Source organism: Pseudomonas sp. R11-23-07 (assembly GCF_003852295.1).
Lineage (GTDB): Bacteria > Pseudomonadota > Gammaproteobacteria > Pseudomonadales > Pseudomonadaceae > Aquipseudomonas.
In genome coordinates this window covers 1,860,529-1,875,316 of the sequence record NZ_CP027761.1, presented here as the reverse complement: position 1 = coordinate 1,875,316, position 14,788 = coordinate 1,860,529, and the positions used below count along the sequence as shown (strand labels likewise).

The following is a 14,788-nucleotide window of genomic DNA, read 5'->3' as shown; positions in this document are numbered from 1 at the left end:
AAATCGATTTATGCCGGGCAAGTCAGCGCTGGTGGGATGTTCAGCTATGCTTGCCGGGCGAAGGGAAACGTGAAGTGGTTCAACACTCGATGGATATCAAGTTCGCCCACCGCTTGTCTTATAAACAAGCCAGATTGACTGTGCTGGTCGGTTTCGTCTTGGGAACCTTGCTCAGTTTTATCCAAATCGGCATTGATTATGCCAGTGAAGACGCATCCATCAACCGTGAAATACGCTCGCTGATCGAAATCAGCCATAACCCTGCCTCGCGTATCGCCTACAACATCGATGCCGAACTTGCCCAGGAACTGACCCTGGGCCTGCTGCACTCCCCTGCCATCGCCCACGCACAGCTGGTCGACAACAACGGCATGGTGCTGGCCGACGTCGAGCGGCCGCGCAAGGAAAGCCATTATCGGCCTGTCAGCGATTTTCTGTTCGGTGCCAACCGTCAATTCGAAGACCGCCTGTACCTCAGCCATATGCCCAACGAATCCCTGGGTGTGCTGCGCCTTGATGTCGATACCTACGCGTTTGGCAGCCGTTTCCTGCGCCGCGCCGAGGTCACGTTGCTCAATGGTTTTGTGCGCAGCCTGCTGCTGACCGGGATCTTGCTGGGCTTGTTCTACGTCATGCTCACCCAGCCGCTGGTGCGCATTATTCGCGCGTTGAGCACGCGCAAACAGGCGCGTCTGGACTGCCCGCCAGGGCATGAGCACGACGAAATCGGCGTGCTGGTCAACGTTGCCAACCAGCAATTCGAAAACATGGAAACCGAGATCCAGCAGCGTCGCCATGCCGAAGATCGTCTCACCGAATACCTGGGCCAACTGGAAGACATCGTTTCTGCGCGCACCCTTGAGCTCAAGACCAGCAACCAACGCTTGAGCCAGATCAATGATGAGCTGGAAGCAGCACGGATGACCGCCCTGGGCATGGCCCAGGCTCGGGCGGCGTTCCTGGCCAATATGAGCCATGAAATCCGCACCCCGCTCAATGGCCTGCTGGGCATGATTGCCCTGTCGCTGGACAGCCCGCTCAACGCCGAGCAGCGCCAGCAATTGTCCATTGCTCATGACTCCGGCAAGGTATTGGTGGAGTTGCTCAACGATATCCTCGACCTGTCCAAGTTCGACGCGGGTCAACTGGAGCTTGAACGAATCCCGTTCGACCTCGGCTCACTGGTGGAAGACACCGCCAACCTGTTGTCGCAAAACGCCGCGCCCAGCGTGGAACTGACCTGCCTGATCGACCCGCTGTTTGCTGCCCAAGTCATTGGCGACCCGACGCGGGTACGGCAAATCGTCAGTAACCTGCTGTCCAATGCCTTGAAGTTCACCCGCTTCGGCCGGGTGGATGTGCGCCTGAGCCACCACGGCGACGGAGTGCGCATTGAAGTTTGTGATACCGGTATCGGGATTGCCCAGGATGCACAGGTCAAGATTTTCCAGCCGTTCACCCAGGCCGGCGCTGGTATTACGCGCCAATTCGGCGGCACCGGCCTGGGGCTCGCATTGACCCATAACCTCTGCGAAGCCATGCAGGGCCGCTTGAGCATCAGTTCGGAGGTCGGCTTCGGCAGCCAGTTCTGCGCCGACCTGCCGTTGCCCACACACCTGCCGGCGGCAGCTCGGGTGCCATTGGTGGGGGATGTGATCGTCATCACCCACCACAGCAGTGGCCTGGGGGAGTTGCTCACGACCCTGCTGCCCCATTGGGGGTTGGCGCCGCGTTGCTACTCCATGGAAGACGACCTGAGCGGACAGTACCCCGACCTGTTGATCACCGACTGCCCGGAGTGCCTGTTCCGCCTGAGGCCGGGCATCAGCGCGCCGATTCTGGTGGTGACTGCCTATGGCAACTTCATGCCCAGCGAAGAAGTCGCGGCCCTGGCGCCGCTGCAGCAACAAGCCCGCCCGCTGAGCCGTAACGCGCTGTACCAAATCCTGCAGCGTAATTTGCGCAGCGACACGCAGCCAATTCTGGACCCGGTCCAAATCGACGCCGCGCCCCTCAGCCAACGTGCGCGCATCCTGCTGGTGGAGGACAACCCGGTCAATCAACTGGTGGCCAAGGGCATGCTCGGCAAGCTCGGCTGCGAGGTCATCGTGGCCGCCCATGGTGGCGAAGCCCTCAAGTTCCTTGAGGACCAGCGTTTCGATCTGGTGTTGATGGACTGCAACATGCCGGTGATGGACGGCTACGAGGCCAGCCGGCAAATTCGCCAGAGCGGTCGCTGGCCGGACCTGCCGATTGTCGCCCTGACCGCCAACGCCCTGTCCGAAGAACGTGAGCGTTGCCGTGCCGCGGGGATGAATGATTACCTGGCCAAGCCGTTTCGCCGCGAGGAACTCAAGGCCCTGCTGGACCTGTGGGTGCCTGAGACGACACGTCTCATTTGAGCAGGGCTTCGATCTCTTGGCTCAGGTCCTGGGGCTTGGTGGTCGGGGCGAAACGCTTGACCTCTTTGCCGTCACGCCCGATGAGGAATTTGGTGAAGTTCCACTTGATGTTCTTCGAGCCCAGCAGCCCTGGCGCAGCCCTTTTGAGCTGCACGAACAGCGGGTGGGCATCGCTGCCATTGACGTCGATTTTCTTGAACAAGGGAAAACTGACGCCGAAGTTCAATTCGCAGAACTCGGCTATCGCGCCTTCGTTGCCCGGCTCCTGCTTGCCGAACTGATTGCACGGAAAGCCCAGCACCACCAGGCCCTGGTCCTTGTATTGCTGCCAGAGCTGTTCCAGGCCCTTGTACTGCGGGGTAAAACCGCACTTGCTGGCGGTGTTGACCACCAGAATGGCCTTGCCGGCGAAATCGGCCAAGGTCTTTTGCTCACCGGTGATGGTGGTGCAAGGGATGCTCAGCAAGTTGTCGCTCATGGCAGTGCCTTTGATTAAGGGAAGAAGCAGAAAGGTAACTCGCCATTCAATAGCGTCAACTCAATTGACGGCAATGATGACGTGCAATCAACCCAGGGCCTCACATGGGGGGAGCGAGCCCCCGCCCACATTTGACCACGCGGGTACTCGCCTAGCGCGGCACCAGGTCCAGGCACACCGAGTTGATGCAGTAGCGCAGCCCGGTCGGTGGCGGACCGTCCGGGAACACATGCCCCAGGTGCGCGTCGCACTTGGCGCAGGTGACTTCGGTGCGGATCATGCCGTGGCTGATGTCACGGATCTCGACCATCGCGTTATCGGCAATCGGCTCGTAGAAGCTTGGCCAGCCGCAGCCCGAGTCAAACTTGGCCTTGGAATCGAACAACGGTTCATTGCAGCAAATGCAGTGGTACACGCCGTCGGTCTTGGTCTCGTTGTACTTGCCGGAGAACGGCCGCTCGGTGCCTTTGAGCCGACACACGTTATATTGCTCCGGGTCGAGCATCGCTTTCCATTCTTCAATGGTTTTCTGCAGCTTTTCCATCGGTACACCTCGGCAACTGAAAAACCCTGATCTGTGTCTTTTCCGTGGATCAGGCGGCACGTATGATTGCGCCTCTTCAAAACGCCAGTCTGGCACCCGCGCCATCACCATTCAAACGTATTTATGGGTGCGCGGTGCGCGGGATTCACAGTACGGTAGTGCCTGTGCCGTCTGGATCGTTCATTTTCAGGATCACATCACCATGCAGGTCAGCAAATCGAACAAGCTCGCCAACGTCTGCTACGACATTCGCGGCCCGGTGCTCAAGCACGCCAAACGCCTGGAAGAGGAAGGCCATCGCATCCTCAAGCTGAACATCGGCAACCCGGCGCCCTTTGGTTTCGAAGCGCCAGACGAAATCCTCCAGGACGTGATCCGCAACCTGCCCACGGCCCAAGGCTACAGCGACTCCAAGGGCCTGTTCAGCGCGCGCAAGGCGGTGATGCAGTATTACCAGCAAAAACAGGTCGAAGGTGTCGGGATTGAAGACATCTACCTGGGCAATGGCGTGTCCGAGCTGATTGTGATGTCGCTGCAGGCCTTGCTCAACAACGGCGACGAAGTGCTGGTGCCGGCGCCGGATTATCCGTTGTGGACCGCCGCCGTGACCCTGGCCGGTGGCCACCCGGTGCACTACCTGTGCGACGAAGGGGCCGACTGGTTCCCGGACCTGGCCGATATCAAGGCCAAGATCACCCCGAACACCAAGGCCCTGGTGATCATCAACCCGAACAACCCCACCGGTGCCGTGTACTCCAGGGAAGTGCTGCTGGGCATGCTCGAACTGGCGCGCCAACACAACCTTGTGGTGTTCTCCGACGAGATCTACGACAAGATCCTCTACGATGACGCCGTCCACGTGTGCACCGCCTCCCTGGCGCCAGACCTGCTGTGCCTGACCTTCAACGGCCTGTCCAAGTCCTACCGCGTGGCGGGATTCCGCTCCGGCTGGATCGCCATTTCCGGGCCCAAGCACAACGCCCAGAGCTATATCGAGGGCATCGACATGTTGGCCAACATGCGCCTGTGCGCCAACGTGCCGAGCCAGCACGCGATCCAGACCGCCCTCGGCGGCTACCAGAGCATCAACGACCTGGTACTGCCCCAAGGTCGTTTGCTGGAGCAACGTAACCGCACCTGGGAGTTGCTCAATGCGATCCCGGGCGTCAGTTGCGTAAAGCCCATGGGTGCGTTGTACGCGTTCCCGCGGATCGATCCGAAAGTCTGCCCGATCCTCAACGACGAAAAGTTCGTGCTCGACCTGCTCCTGTCGGAAAAGCTGCTGGTGGTGCAAGGCACCGCCTTCAACTGGCCGTGGCCGGATCACTTCCGCGTGGTGACGTTGCCGCGCGTGGATGAACTGGATATGGCGATCGGTCGCATCGGCAACTTCCTGAAGTCCTATCGCCAGTAACGCAAATGATGCCGTACGACCTGCATTTGGTCGTACAGCGATTATCTGGCAACACTTCTCTGGCGCGGGCGACCTCGAACGGGGTGATAGCACCGCGCCAGGCGCCCTACCCTAGCGTTAACGGGGGTGCGACACGCTTGGCGGCGAACCGGCGAGGCTAATTGTTGTGGGAAAATCCCTTCAAGGCGCTACATTTTCGCTGTAGGACACAGTTTGAAATAGTCGCTCGGTTGAATCACCCCATGCCGCACCTTATATACCCCGCAGTAAGCGACATATTAAGCATGAGGAGAATTCTACAACCATGATGCGCATCCTGCTGTTCTTGGCCACTAACCTGGCGGTCGTACTGATTGCCAGCGTCACCCTGAGCCTTTTTGGCTTCGACGGGTTCATGGCGGCCAACGGGGTTGATCTGAACCTCAATCAGCTGCTGATTTTCTGTGCGGTCTTCGGTTTTGCCGGTTCGCTGTTCTCGCTGTTCATCTCCAAGTGGATGGCGAAAATGAGCACCAGCACCCAGATCATCACTCAACCACGCACTCGCCATGAACAATGGCTGATGCAAACCGTGGAGCAGTTGTCTCAAGAAGCAGGCATCAAAATGCCCGAGGTGGGGATTTTCCCTGCTTATGAGGCCAACGCCTTCGCCACCGGCTGGAACAAGAACGACGCGCTGGTCGCTGTCAGCCAGGGGCTCCTGGAGCGTTTTTCGCCCGACGAAGTCAAGGCGGTGCTGGCCCACGAGATCGGCCACGTGGCCAACGGCGACATGGTCACCCTGGCGCTGGTCCAAGGCGTGGTGAACACCTTCGTGATGTTTTTTGCGCGAATCATCGGCAACTTCGTCGACAAGGTGATCTTCAAGAACGAAGAAGGCCGCGGTATCGCCTACTTCGTGGCAACCATCTTCGCCGAGCTGGTCCTGGGCTTCCTGGCAAGCGCCATCGTAATGTGGTTCTCGCGTAAACGTGAGTTCCGCGCAGACGAAGCCGGCGCGCGCCTGGCGGGCACCAGCGCGATGATCGGCGCACTGCAACGCCTGCGCTCCGAACAAGGCCTGCCGGTGCATATGCCGGACAGCCTGACCGCCTTCGGCATCAACGGCGGCGTCAAGCAGGGCCTGGCTCGCCTGTTCATGAGCCACCCACCGCTGGAAGAGCGGATTGACGCATTGCGTCGTCGCGGCTGATAGCGCAGGGCAACACAGAAAGGGGCGATTGGATCGCCCCTTTTTCGTGGGCGTGATTTACCGCCTGGTCAGGCGATAAACACGCTCATCAAGCCGAGTAACGCCATCCGCCTTGAATTTGCTGCTTTCACTCAAAATGTCCCGCTCTTGCAGCGTGACCACATTCCAGTGCGGGCACAGCAGCGACTGCACTTCCTCATCCGGAACAGCGAAGGGCGGGCCAGCCCTTTGCGCCTGGTCGTAGTCGACAGTGATCAACAGCCCCTCACAGGCGGGGGTCAGCAGGGTATCGAGATGCTCGGTGTATCGCGAGCGCATTGGCTGCGGCAAGGCGATCAGTGCCGCACGATCATACAACGCCACGCAATCAGCCACAGCACTTGCGTCAAGGGCGAAGAAGTCACCGCACCACACTTCGATCAGGCCCGCCTGATACACCTTGAACACGCCTCTCTGATCGATCTGCGGCGTAAGTCCCTGTTCGCTGAAGAATGCCTCAACGGCTTTATCCGACACCTCCACACCCATCACGCGATGCCCGCGATCCGCCAACCACTTCATGTCCAGGCTTTTGCCACACAAAGGCACGAAAACCCTGGCACCATCGACCAGAGCCAACGTTGACCAATGCCGCTGCAAGTTAGGATTAACGTCGGCCTGATGAAAACCGATCTGATTGGTTGCCCAGCGTTCCTGCCAAATTCTTGCGTCCATGCGTCACCCTGAAAAAATCGATCAAAAGACACTAAATCTTATATTAGATCTCGATTAATGATCTGAATGAAGATAGCCCGATATTAATCTTCAGGACTCTTCTTATGTTCCCCAGCCTGTTTATCTCCCATGGCTCCCCGATGCTGGCTCTGCAACCCGGCGCCAGCGGCCCGGCGCTGCAGGCCCTGGCAGCCGCGCTGCCACGGCCCAAGGCGATTGTGGTGGTATCGGCGCATTGGGAAAGCCACGGACTGCTGGTCAGTGGCAGCGCCGCGCCCGAAACCTGGCACGACTTCGGCGGCTTCCCTCGCGAACTGTTTGCGGTGCAATACCCTGCGCCGGGTGATCCACGGCTGGCGAATGAAATTGCCGAGTTATTGCAGGCTGACGGCCTGACTGCACAGGTCGACAACCAACGGCCCTTCGACCATGGCACCTGGGTGCCCCTGTCGCTGATGTACCCGGCGGCGGATATTCCGGTGGTGCAAGTGTCCCTGCCAAGCCGCATGGGTCCGGCTTTTCAAACCCGGGTTGGAAATGCCCTCTGCAGTCTGCGCGATCAAGGTGTGCTACTGATCGGCTCCGGCAGCATCACCCATAATCTCGGTGAGCTGGACTGGCGCGCCGGGCCGGAAACCATCACGCCATGGGCGCAAGCCTTTCGCGACTGGGTGGTCGAAAAACTCGCTGCCAGTGACGAAACAGCCTTGCATGACTATCGCCTCCTGGCGCCCCATGCAGTGCGCAGCCACCCCAGCGACGAGCATTTGTTGCCGCTTTACTTTGCGCGAGGTGCCGGCGGTGATTTCAGCGTGGCGCATCAGGGCTTCACCCTCGGCGCCTTGGGCATGGACATCTATCGCTTTGGCTAACACAGGTGCACTGCCTGAAATCCCAGGCAAAAAAAAATCCCCGAACCAGTCGGGGATTTTTTATGTGCGATCAATCAGCCCAAGGGCGGATCAATCTTCGCGGTAGCGACGCAGCTTCAACTGCTTGCCGGCAACGCGTGTGTCTTTGAGCTTGGCCAGCAGTTTTTCCAGACCGTCTTCCGGCAGCTCCACCAGGGAGAAGCTGTCACGGACCTGGATGCGACCGATGGCTTCACGTGCCAGGCCACCCTCGTTGAGGATAGCGCCCAGCAGGTTCTTGGCAGCGATACCGTCACGCGCACCCAGCGCAGTACGGCAACGAGCACGGCCTTCAGCCAATGGAACCGGAGCACGACGCTCACGATCACCACGGTCCGGACGGTCGCCGGTACGCTCTGGACGATCACCGCGTGGCGCGTTGTTCGGTACCAGTGGGCGTTCTTTCTCGATCGCTGCCAAGGTCAGTGCCTGACCGTTGGTAGCCTTGCGCAGCAACGCTGCAGCCAGGGCACGGGGGGTGCAACCGATATCGGCGGTCAGGCGGTCCAGCAGTTCGCCGTGGGTCGATTCAGCGTCAGCCACCAGTGGCGCCAGGCTGTTGGTCAGTTTCTTGATGCGGGCATCGAGAACGGCCTGGGCATCCGGCAGGCGCACTTCGGCCACTTTCTGGCCGGTAACACGCTCGATGACTTGCAGCATGCGGCGCTCACGTGGCGTGACCAGCAGCAATGCCCGACCTTCGCGACCGGCACGGCCGGTACGGCCGATACGGTGAACGTAGGACTCTGGGTCGTACGGCATATCAACGTTGAATACGTGGGTGATACGTGGAACGTCGAGGCCACGGGCGGCAACGTCGGTCGCCACAACGATGTCCAGGCGGCCATCCTTGAGGGAGTCGATCACGCGCTCACGTTGGTTCTGGGCGATGTCACCGTTCAGCGCAGCGGCCTTGTAGCCTTTGGCTTCCAGGGCACTGGCCAGGTCCAGGGTCGCTTGCTTGGTGCGCACGAACATGATCAAGGCGTCGAAGTCTTCGACTTCCAGCAGGCTCAATACAGCCGAGGTCTTCTGGTCAGCGTGAACCAACAGGTGAGCCTGTTCGATCGCGGTAACGGTCTGGGTCTTGGTCTGGATCTTCACGTGTTGCGGATCGCGCAGGTGGCGTTCGGCAATGGCACGGATCGACTGCGGCAGGGTGGCCGAGAACAGCACGGTCTGACGGGTTGGTGGCAGTGCCTTGAAGATGACTTCCAGGTCATCCATGAAGCCCAGCTTCAACATTTCGTCGGCTTCGTCGAGAACCAGGTGGTTCACGGTCGACAGGACTTTCTCGTCGCGACGCAGGTGGTCGCACAGACGGCCCGGTGTGGCGACAACGATCTGTGCGCCGTTACGGATGGCTTTCAGTTGTGGGCCCATAGGCGCGCCGCCGTAAACGGCCACAACGGTTACACCTGGCATTTGCTTGGCGTAGGTTTCGAAAGCAGTTGCTACTTGCAGCGCCAACTCACGGGTTGGCGCCAGGATCAGGGCTTGCGGTTCGCGCTTGGCAGGATCGATGCAGTGCAGGATAGGCAGGGCGAACGCGGCGGTTTTACCGGTACCGGTCTGCGCCTGACCAATCATGTCCTGGCCGGCCATGATGATCGGGATCGATTGCTGCTGAATAGCCGAAGGTTCTTCGTAGCCAGTCGCGATGACGGCGGCGAGAATGTTCGGATTAAGATTAAAAGCGGCGAAGCCGCCGGTTTCCTGGGTCATGGGTCTGCCTCTAAGTGCATCCGCAAAGACCCATGCTCCAAAGCTGCGCATGCCGTGTTGAGACTCAAGAGTCGCCCTGGCTGCTTTGTCGGCGGGGATTTGCGAAAACGAATGAATGAAAAAGATTCGTCAAGGAAGAGTCCGCTGTGCGGACGTGCAGCCGAAGCTGACTTCGGGGAATTGCGCTACCTAAACGCGGCCCGGTTAAAGGCCGGCGCGCACTATACCGGAAATAGCTGAAAAAGGGAGCTTTTTTTATCGCAAAGCACCGATAAACCGTGCTGCGTCACAGCCTTTGCAGATAACTGCGCCAGGGTCTATTTTGCAAAGGCCCGGCCCTGTTGGTCATCACGCTTAAACGGTTCACCTGTCCAGGCCTGCCCCTTGGTCTGAAACCTTAATCCGCGCCCCGAGGGCACACCCGATGAATCAAGCCAGCACCAGCCGCGTTACCCGTGAACTCCAGGGCCATGTCCTGTTGCTGGGGCTGGACCGAGTGGCAAAGCGCAATGCTTTCGACCTCGACCTGCTCAACGAACTGAGCATGGCCTATGGCGATTTTGATCGAAACCCGGACGCGCGCGTTGCCGTGGTGTTTGCCCATGGCGACCACTTCACCGCCGGGCTCGACCTGGCCAATGTCAGCGGCGTCATGGCGGGAGGCTGGCAACCGCCCCTGGGCGGCTGCGACCCCTGGGGCGTGTTCGCCGGTCCCAGGGTCAATAAACCGGTAATCGTGGCCGCCCATGGCTACTGCCTGACCCTCGGCATCGAGCTGATGCTGGCGGCGGATATCAATCTTTGCGCGAGCAACACGCGCTTTGCGCAGATGGAAGTGCAGCGTGGGATCTTTCCGTTTGGCGGTGCGACATTACGCTTTCATCAGATCGCCGGCTGGGGCAATGCGATGCGCTGGCTGCTGACCGGCGACGAGTTCGACGCTCACGAAGCCCTGCGCCTGGGCCTGGTGCAGGAAGTGATGGCCAGCGAAGACCTGCTGCCCCGCGCCATCGAGCTGGCCAATCGCATCGCGCGCCAGGCGCCGCTTGGGGTGCAGGCAACGTTGATGTCGGCGCGATTGGCGCACAAGGAAGGCGAGACCGTGGCGGCCGCCGCGTTGCCGCCGATGGTGAACAAGTTGCTGAACAGCGAAGACGCCAAGGAGGGCGTGCGGGCGATGATCGAGAAGCGGCCTGGGGTGTTCAAGGGTATTTGAGTGGGCAGTGCCGGCCTCATCGGGAGCAAGCCCCCTCCCACAGTTGAAATGCGTTCCAAATGTGGGAGGGGGCTTGTTCTGGTCAAGTTTTTCCGGACACCGATTACGGTGATCAAGCCGCCTCCTGCTCCATGGCTATTGGCGACAGGTAGTTGTTGTAGCTGTGGAGCCTGATTCGGTTGTATCGCATGAAGAAGCTGGTCATATCCTGCTTGGCTTCTTCAACTGTCATATAGCCCTTGGTGGGCACCCACTCTGATTTGAGCGTCCCAAAGAAACGCTCTGTTGGTGCATTGTCCCAGCACTGCCCTCTGCGGCTCATGCTTTGGGTTATCCCATACTCCAGCAACGCGGACTGAAAGAGCTGGCTGGTGTATTGGCAGCCTTGATCCGAATGAAACATCAAGCCTGCATGTTTGCCTCGAACCTCCACCGCCATTCTCAGCGCCTTGCTAACCAGGTTGGCGTCATTGATCAGAGAAAACGCCCAGCCAACGATTCGGCGGGCGAACAGATCAATGACCACTGCCAAGTGATACCAGCGTTTCCCAACCATTAGGCTGGTAACGTCGCCGCACCAGACTTGATTAATTGCGGTTGGCTCGAAGTTACGCTCAAGCAGGTTCTTGGCCACAAATGCTTCAACGCCTCTAGAGCGATATTGATGGCGGCGGCGCTGTCTGCTGGCCAGATTTGCCTCCGCCATAAGTTTTCCGGCCAGATGCCGACCTACCTTGATCTGCTGGGCCTTCAAGTGCTGAGAGATCATCCGTGCACCTGCACTTCCCCGGCTTTCGTCATGCAGTTGCACGACTTTTGCTCTAAGCGCGTCACGCTTGGTATTCGGCTCTGAGCGACGCTTAAGCCAGTCATAAAACGCGCTGCGGGAAACGTTCAGCGCACTACAAAGAAGGCGGGTCGGATATGAGCTCGACTCTCTCAGCTCCTCGATCAGGAAAAACGATCGGGATCCGACATCAAGAGAGCCGTAGCTTTTTTTAAGATTTCAGCCTCGGTCTCCAGGCGCTTGACCTTGGCTCGCAGCTGTTGAAGCTCTCGCTGTTCGTCGCTGATTGCCTTGGTACCTGCCACTGGCTGCCCTTTCTGACGCTCTTTGCGAACCTGATCAATCCAGCGGCGCAGAGCCGTAGGCCCAACGCTCATCGACGCGCAGACGTCAGGAACTGAGCAGTTATCATCAAGAACCATACTTGCAGCACGTTGCTTGAACTCGCGGGTGTAGGTCTTTCGTTCTTGCATGGAACCTCCTGATTGGGCGAATCATATCGCCCTTAAGAGGTGTCCGGGATCATTAGGCCAGTTCAGCTTGCCCCCGATAGCCATGGGTATCTACACAACTTTGGCGTAGCCCTGAACCTGTGGCGAGGGAGCTTGCTCCCGTGGCGTCCTGGCGGCCTATAGCTATCTGACTGATGCCCCGCGTTCCAAATGTGGGAGGGGCGGTGCGACGATTCGACTTGCCCCCGATGGCGGCCTGACAGCCGACCAGGATGTTGGATCAGAGCGAGTACATATCCGTTGCTGCGGTAACGGCGGCTTAGGGGTCCGCCCTGACGGCGGGTCACTTTGGAAAAGAGCCCCAAAGTAACCAAAGGGCTCTTGCCCCACCACTCGGCACCTCGCCTAGGCTCGGTGTGCCCGTAATCCGACAGTGATTTGGGGGGTCGCCGCCACGCGCCATCCATGGCGCGGGGCGGCTAAACCGGCATCCCTGCCGGTTTACCCCCCAAATCACTATCGGATTACGGCCAGCGTGGTTTAACGGGGCGCCTAGATCAAAAGCAAGATCAAGAGCGGCTCGCTTCGCATCGTGGTTACCGTAGGCTGCTACAAAATTGTGTAGATACCCATGCCCCGATAGCGCCAGAACAGACGCCTAGGTCGCCGGCCGAATCGCCTTGATCAACGCCTGCAACGAATACCCCAGTCGCGGCGCCAAGGCCTCGGCGCGAGCGGACAGCGCCTCCAGGTCCAGCTCCTGATCCAGCTCCGAAGGCACCAGCAGGATCACGTTGCCCTCCTTCACCGGCAGTTCCCAGTAATGCCGGTGATACAACCCGCGCAACAACGCCGCGCCCAGCGGCTTGCCATCATCGGTGGCCCACTGGTTGATCACCAGCCAACCGCCGGGATTGAGCTTTTTCTGGCAATTCTCCAGGAACGTCCAGGCCAGGTGACCGACGCCAGGCCCCACGTCGGTGTACAGGTCGACGAAGATCAGGTCGGCCGATTCGGCGCTGTCGAGCAACTCCAGGGCATCGCCGATACGGATATACAGGCGTGGATCATCGTCCAGGCCCAGATATTCAATCGCCAGGCGCGGTACGTCGGGGCGCAGCTCGATGGCTTCGACGTCCTCAAGCGCCAGGAACTTGAGGCAGGCCTGGGTCAGCGTGCCGGCGCCAAGGCCAAGGAACAGCGCGCTCTCCGGCTGTTCATGGCACAACGCACCGACCAACATGGCGCGGGTGTAGTCATACTCCAGCCAGCTCGGGTCGGCGGTGAACACGCAGCTTTGCTCGATGGCATCGCCAAATTCGAGAAAACGGTAATCGGCCACTTCCAATACACGGATCATGCCGAAATCATCATGGACTTCGGCCAGCAGGCGCTCGACACGCTCCTCGCTCATCACTACTCCTAACGGGTTGGCTGCGGGGCAAAGTGCGCGATTGTCGGCCAAGCGACGGCAGCAGGTCACGCACTAATTGCTGCTAACATTGACGCCCGAACGTCAACCTACCCAACGAGTGCATGATGAGCCAACCCTGGAGCCCCGACAGCTGGCGTGCCCTGCCGATCCAGCAACAACCCCGGTACCCGGATGCCGCGCACCTGCTGCAAGTGGAGCAGAGCCTGGCCAGTTACCCGCCGCTGGTGTTTGCCGGGGAAGCCCGCGAATTGCGTCGTCAGTTTGCCGAAGTCACCCAGGGTCGCGCCTTCCTGCTGCAAGGCGGTGACTGCGCCGAGAGCTTTGCCGAGTTTTCCGCCGCAAAAATCCGCGACACCTTCAAGGTGCTGCTGCAGATGGCGATCGTCATGACCTTCGCCGCCGGCTGCCCGGTGGTGAAGGTCGGGCGCATGGCCGGCCAGTTCGCCAAGCCGCGCTCGTCCAACGATGAAACCATCGACGGCGTTACCCTGCCCGCCTACCGCGGCGATATCGTCAATGGCATCGGCTTCGACGAAAAGAGCCGCGTCCCGGACCCGGACCGCCTGTTGCAGAGCTACCACCAGTCCACCGCCACCCTCAACCTGCTGCGCGCGTTTGCCCAGGGTGGCTTCGCTGACCTGCACCAGGTGCACAAGTGGAACCTGGACTTCATTGCCAACTCCGCGCTGGCCGAAAAGTACAGCCAACTGGCCGACCGCATCGACGAGACCCTGGCCTTCATGCGCGCCTGCGGCATGGACGATTCGCCGCAACTGCGCGAGACCAGCTTCTTCACCGCTCACGAAGCGTTGCTGCTCAACTATGAAGAAGCCTTCGTGCGCCGTGACAGCCTGACCAACGACTACTACGACTGCTCAGCCCATATGCTCTGGATCGGCGACCGTACTCGTCAGCTGGATGGCGCCCACGTCGAGTTCCTGCGCGGGGTGAACAACCCGATCGGGGTCAAGGTCGGCCCGAGCATGAACCCGGACGACCTGATCCGCCTGATCGACATCCTCAACCCGGACAACGACCCTGGCCGCCTGAACCTGATCGCACGCATGGGCGCCAATAAGGTCGGCGACCACCTGCCTGACCTGATTCGCACCGTGCAGCGCGAAGGCAAGCACGTGCTGTGGAGCAGCGACCCGATGCATGGCAACACCATTAAGGCCAGCAGCGGCTACAAGACCCGCGACTTTGCGCAGATCCTCGGCGAAGTGAAAGAGTTCTTCCAGGTACACCAGGCTGAAGGCAGCTATGCCGGCGGCATTCATATCGAGATGACCGGGCAGAACGTCACCGAGTGCATTGGCGGCGCACGGCCGATCACCGAGGACGGCTTGTCGGACCGCTATCACACCCACTGCGACCCGCGGATGAATGCTGATCAGTCGCTGGAACTGGCGTTTTTGATTGCCGAAACCTTGAAACAGGTTAAACGCTGAAGACGTTGTCGCCTGGACTGATGCCATCGGGGGCAAGCCCCCTCCCACAGGTTGGAATGCATTTCAA

General features: G+C 59.8%; 13 protein-coding genes. 6 read left to right on the top strand and 7 right to left on the bottom strand.

Annotated elements, in window-relative coordinates; genetic code table 11:
• Positions 1-89 precede the first annotated feature (89 nt).
• Positions 90-2,402: a response regulator gene (locus C4J84_RS08570; RefSeq protein ID WP_124372406.1), complete on the top strand. Its 2,313-nt coding sequence runs from the start codon at positions 90-92 to the stop codon at positions 2,400-2,402.
• On the opposite strand, the gene C4J84_RS08565 is transcribed toward C4J84_RS08570, so the two are convergent.
• Together C4J84_RS08565 and msrB are read right to left on the bottom strand one after the other, a co-directional pair.
• The gene (locus C4J84_RS08565; RefSeq protein ID WP_124370137.1) at positions 2,395-2,880 is read right to left on the bottom strand and encodes a glutathione peroxidase; all 486 of its coding nucleotides are present in this window, start codon (positions 2,878-2,880) and stop codon (positions 2,395-2,397) included. The two genes, C4J84_RS08570 and C4J84_RS08565, sit on opposite strands and share 8 nt — an antisense overlap.
• Before the next feature lie 151 nt (positions 2,881-3,031).
• A complete protein-coding gene (msrB, locus tag C4J84_RS08560; protein WP_124370136.1) occupies positions 3,032-3,424 on the bottom strand; it encodes a peptide-methionine (R)-S-oxide reductase MsrB in 393 nt (130 codons plus the stop codon).
• A 202-nt stretch (positions 3,425-3,626) separates the two neighbouring features.
• Between msrB and C4J84_RS08555 the strand changes: the two genes are divergently transcribed.
• Entirely contained in the window at positions 3,627-4,838 is a 1,212-nt protein-coding gene (locus tag C4J84_RS08555; RefSeq protein ID WP_065885153.1) for a pyridoxal phosphate-dependent aminotransferase, read from the top strand.
• Positions 4,839-5,142: 304 nt separating this feature from the next.
• The gene (gene htpX / locus C4J84_RS08550) at positions 5,143-6,030 is read left to right on the top strand and encodes a protease HtpX (RefSeq protein ID WP_124361920.1); all 888 of its coding nucleotides are present in this window, start codon (positions 5,143-5,145) and stop codon (positions 6,028-6,030) included.
• 57 nt (positions 6,031-6,087) lie between these two features.
• Here htpX and C4J84_RS08545 read toward each other — a convergent pair whose 3' ends face one another.
• Complete coding sequence (locus tag C4J84_RS08545) at positions 6,088-6,744, bottom strand: thiopurine S-methyltransferase (protein ID WP_124435171.1); 657 nt, start codon at positions 6,742-6,744, stop codon at positions 6,088-6,090.
• A gap of 104 nt (positions 6,745-6,848) precedes the next feature.
• On the opposite strand from C4J84_RS08545, the gene C4J84_RS08540 reads away from it, so the two are divergent.
• Complete coding sequence (locus tag C4J84_RS08540; RefSeq protein ID WP_124435170.1) at positions 6,849-7,616, top strand: class III extradiol ring-cleavage dioxygenase; 768 nt, start codon at positions 6,849-6,851, stop codon at positions 7,614-7,616.
• A gap of 90 nt (positions 7,617-7,706) precedes the next feature.
• Here the strand turns inward: C4J84_RS08540 and C4J84_RS08535 are convergent, their stop codons facing one another.
• Positions 7,707-9,380 (bottom strand): DEAD/DEAH box helicase, encoded by a 1,674-nt coding sequence (locus tag C4J84_RS08535; protein ID WP_124366387.1) that lies wholly within the window; start codon positions 9,378-9,380, stop codon positions 7,707-7,709.
• Between the two features lie 424 nt (positions 9,381-9,804).
• Here C4J84_RS08535 and C4J84_RS08525 point away from each other — a divergent pair, with 424 nt between their 5' ends.
• On the top strand, positions 9,805-10,596 hold the full coding sequence (locus C4J84_RS08525) for a crotonase/enoyl-CoA hydratase family protein (RefSeq protein ID WP_124370133.1): 792 nt from the start codon (positions 9,805-9,807) through the stop codon (positions 10,594-10,596).
• Positions 10,597-10,708: 112 nt separating this feature from the next.
• Here C4J84_RS08525 and C4J84_RS08520 read toward each other — a convergent pair whose 3' ends face one another.
• The 3 genes from C4J84_RS08520 to C4J84_RS08510 form a co-directional block, all read right to left on the bottom strand.
• Positions 10,709-11,539 carry an IS3 family transposase gene (locus tag C4J84_RS08520; protein ID WP_256660197.1) on the bottom strand — a complete coding sequence of 277 codons (831 nt, stop codon included), beginning with the start codon at positions 11,537-11,539 and terminating at the stop codon, positions 10,709-10,711.
• Between the two features lie 8 nt (positions 11,540-11,547).
• On the bottom strand, positions 11,548-11,856 hold the full coding sequence (locus C4J84_RS26405) for a transposase (protein WP_256660109.1): 309 nt from the start codon (positions 11,854-11,856) through the stop codon (positions 11,548-11,550).
• A 637-nt stretch (positions 11,857-12,493) separates the two neighbouring features.
• Positions 12,494-13,249 (bottom strand): spermidine synthase, encoded by a 756-nt coding sequence (locus C4J84_RS08510; RefSeq protein ID WP_124370132.1) that lies wholly within the window; start codon positions 13,247-13,249, stop codon positions 12,494-12,496.
• Positions 13,250-13,374: 125 nt separating this feature from the next.
• Between C4J84_RS08510 and C4J84_RS08505 the strand changes: the two genes are divergently transcribed.
• Positions 13,375-14,721 carry a class II 3-deoxy-7-phosphoheptulonate synthase gene (locus tag C4J84_RS08505; protein ID WP_124370131.1) on the top strand — a complete coding sequence of 449 codons (1,347 nt, stop codon included), beginning with the start codon at positions 13,375-13,377 and terminating at the stop codon, positions 14,719-14,721.
• Positions 14,722-14,788 lie beyond the last annotated feature (67 nt).

Excerpts from the sequence above, each read along its gene's own strand:
- C4J84_RS08570 (WP_124372406.1), top strand. The coding sequence starts at position 90 with ATGGATATCAAGTTCGCCCACCGCTTGTCTTATAAACAAGCCAGATTG.
- C4J84_RS08565 (WP_124370137.1), bottom strand. The coding sequence starts at position 2,880 with ATGAGCGACAACTTGCTGAGCATCCCTTGCACCACCATCACCGGTGAG.
- msrB (WP_124370136.1), bottom strand. The coding sequence starts at position 3,424 with ATGGAAAAGCTGCAGAAAACCATTGAAGAATGGAAAGCGATGCTCGAC.
- C4J84_RS08555 (WP_065885153.1), top strand. The coding sequence starts at position 3,627 with ATGCAGGTCAGCAAATCGAACAAGCTCGCCAACGTCTGCTACGACATT.
- htpX (WP_124361920.1), top strand. The coding sequence starts at position 5,143 with ATGATGCGCATCCTGCTGTTCTTGGCCACTAACCTGGCGGTCGTACTG.
- C4J84_RS08545 (WP_124435171.1), bottom strand. The coding sequence starts at position 6,744 with ATGGACGCAAGAATTTGGCAGGAACGCTGGGCAACCAATCAGATCGGT.
- C4J84_RS08540 (WP_124435170.1), top strand. The coding sequence starts at position 6,849 with ATGTTCCCCAGCCTGTTTATCTCCCATGGCTCCCCGATGCTGGCTCTG.
- C4J84_RS08535 (WP_124366387.1), bottom strand. The coding sequence starts at position 9,380 with ATGACCCAGGAAACCGGCGGCTTCGCCGCTTTTAATCTTAATCCGAAC.
- C4J84_RS08525 (WP_124370133.1), top strand. The coding sequence starts at position 9,805 with ATGAATCAAGCCAGCACCAGCCGCGTTACCCGTGAACTCCAGGGCCAT.
- C4J84_RS26405 (WP_256660109.1), bottom strand. The coding sequence starts at position 11,856 with ATGCAAGAACGAAAGACCTACACCCGCGAGTTCAAGCAACGTGCTGCA.
- C4J84_RS08510 (WP_124370132.1), bottom strand. The coding sequence starts at position 13,249 with ATGAGCGAGGAGCGTGTCGAGCGCCTGCTGGCCGAAGTCCATGATGAT.
- C4J84_RS08505 (WP_124370131.1), top strand. The coding sequence starts at position 13,375 with ATGAGCCAACCCTGGAGCCCCGACAGCTGGCGTGCCCTGCCGATCCAG.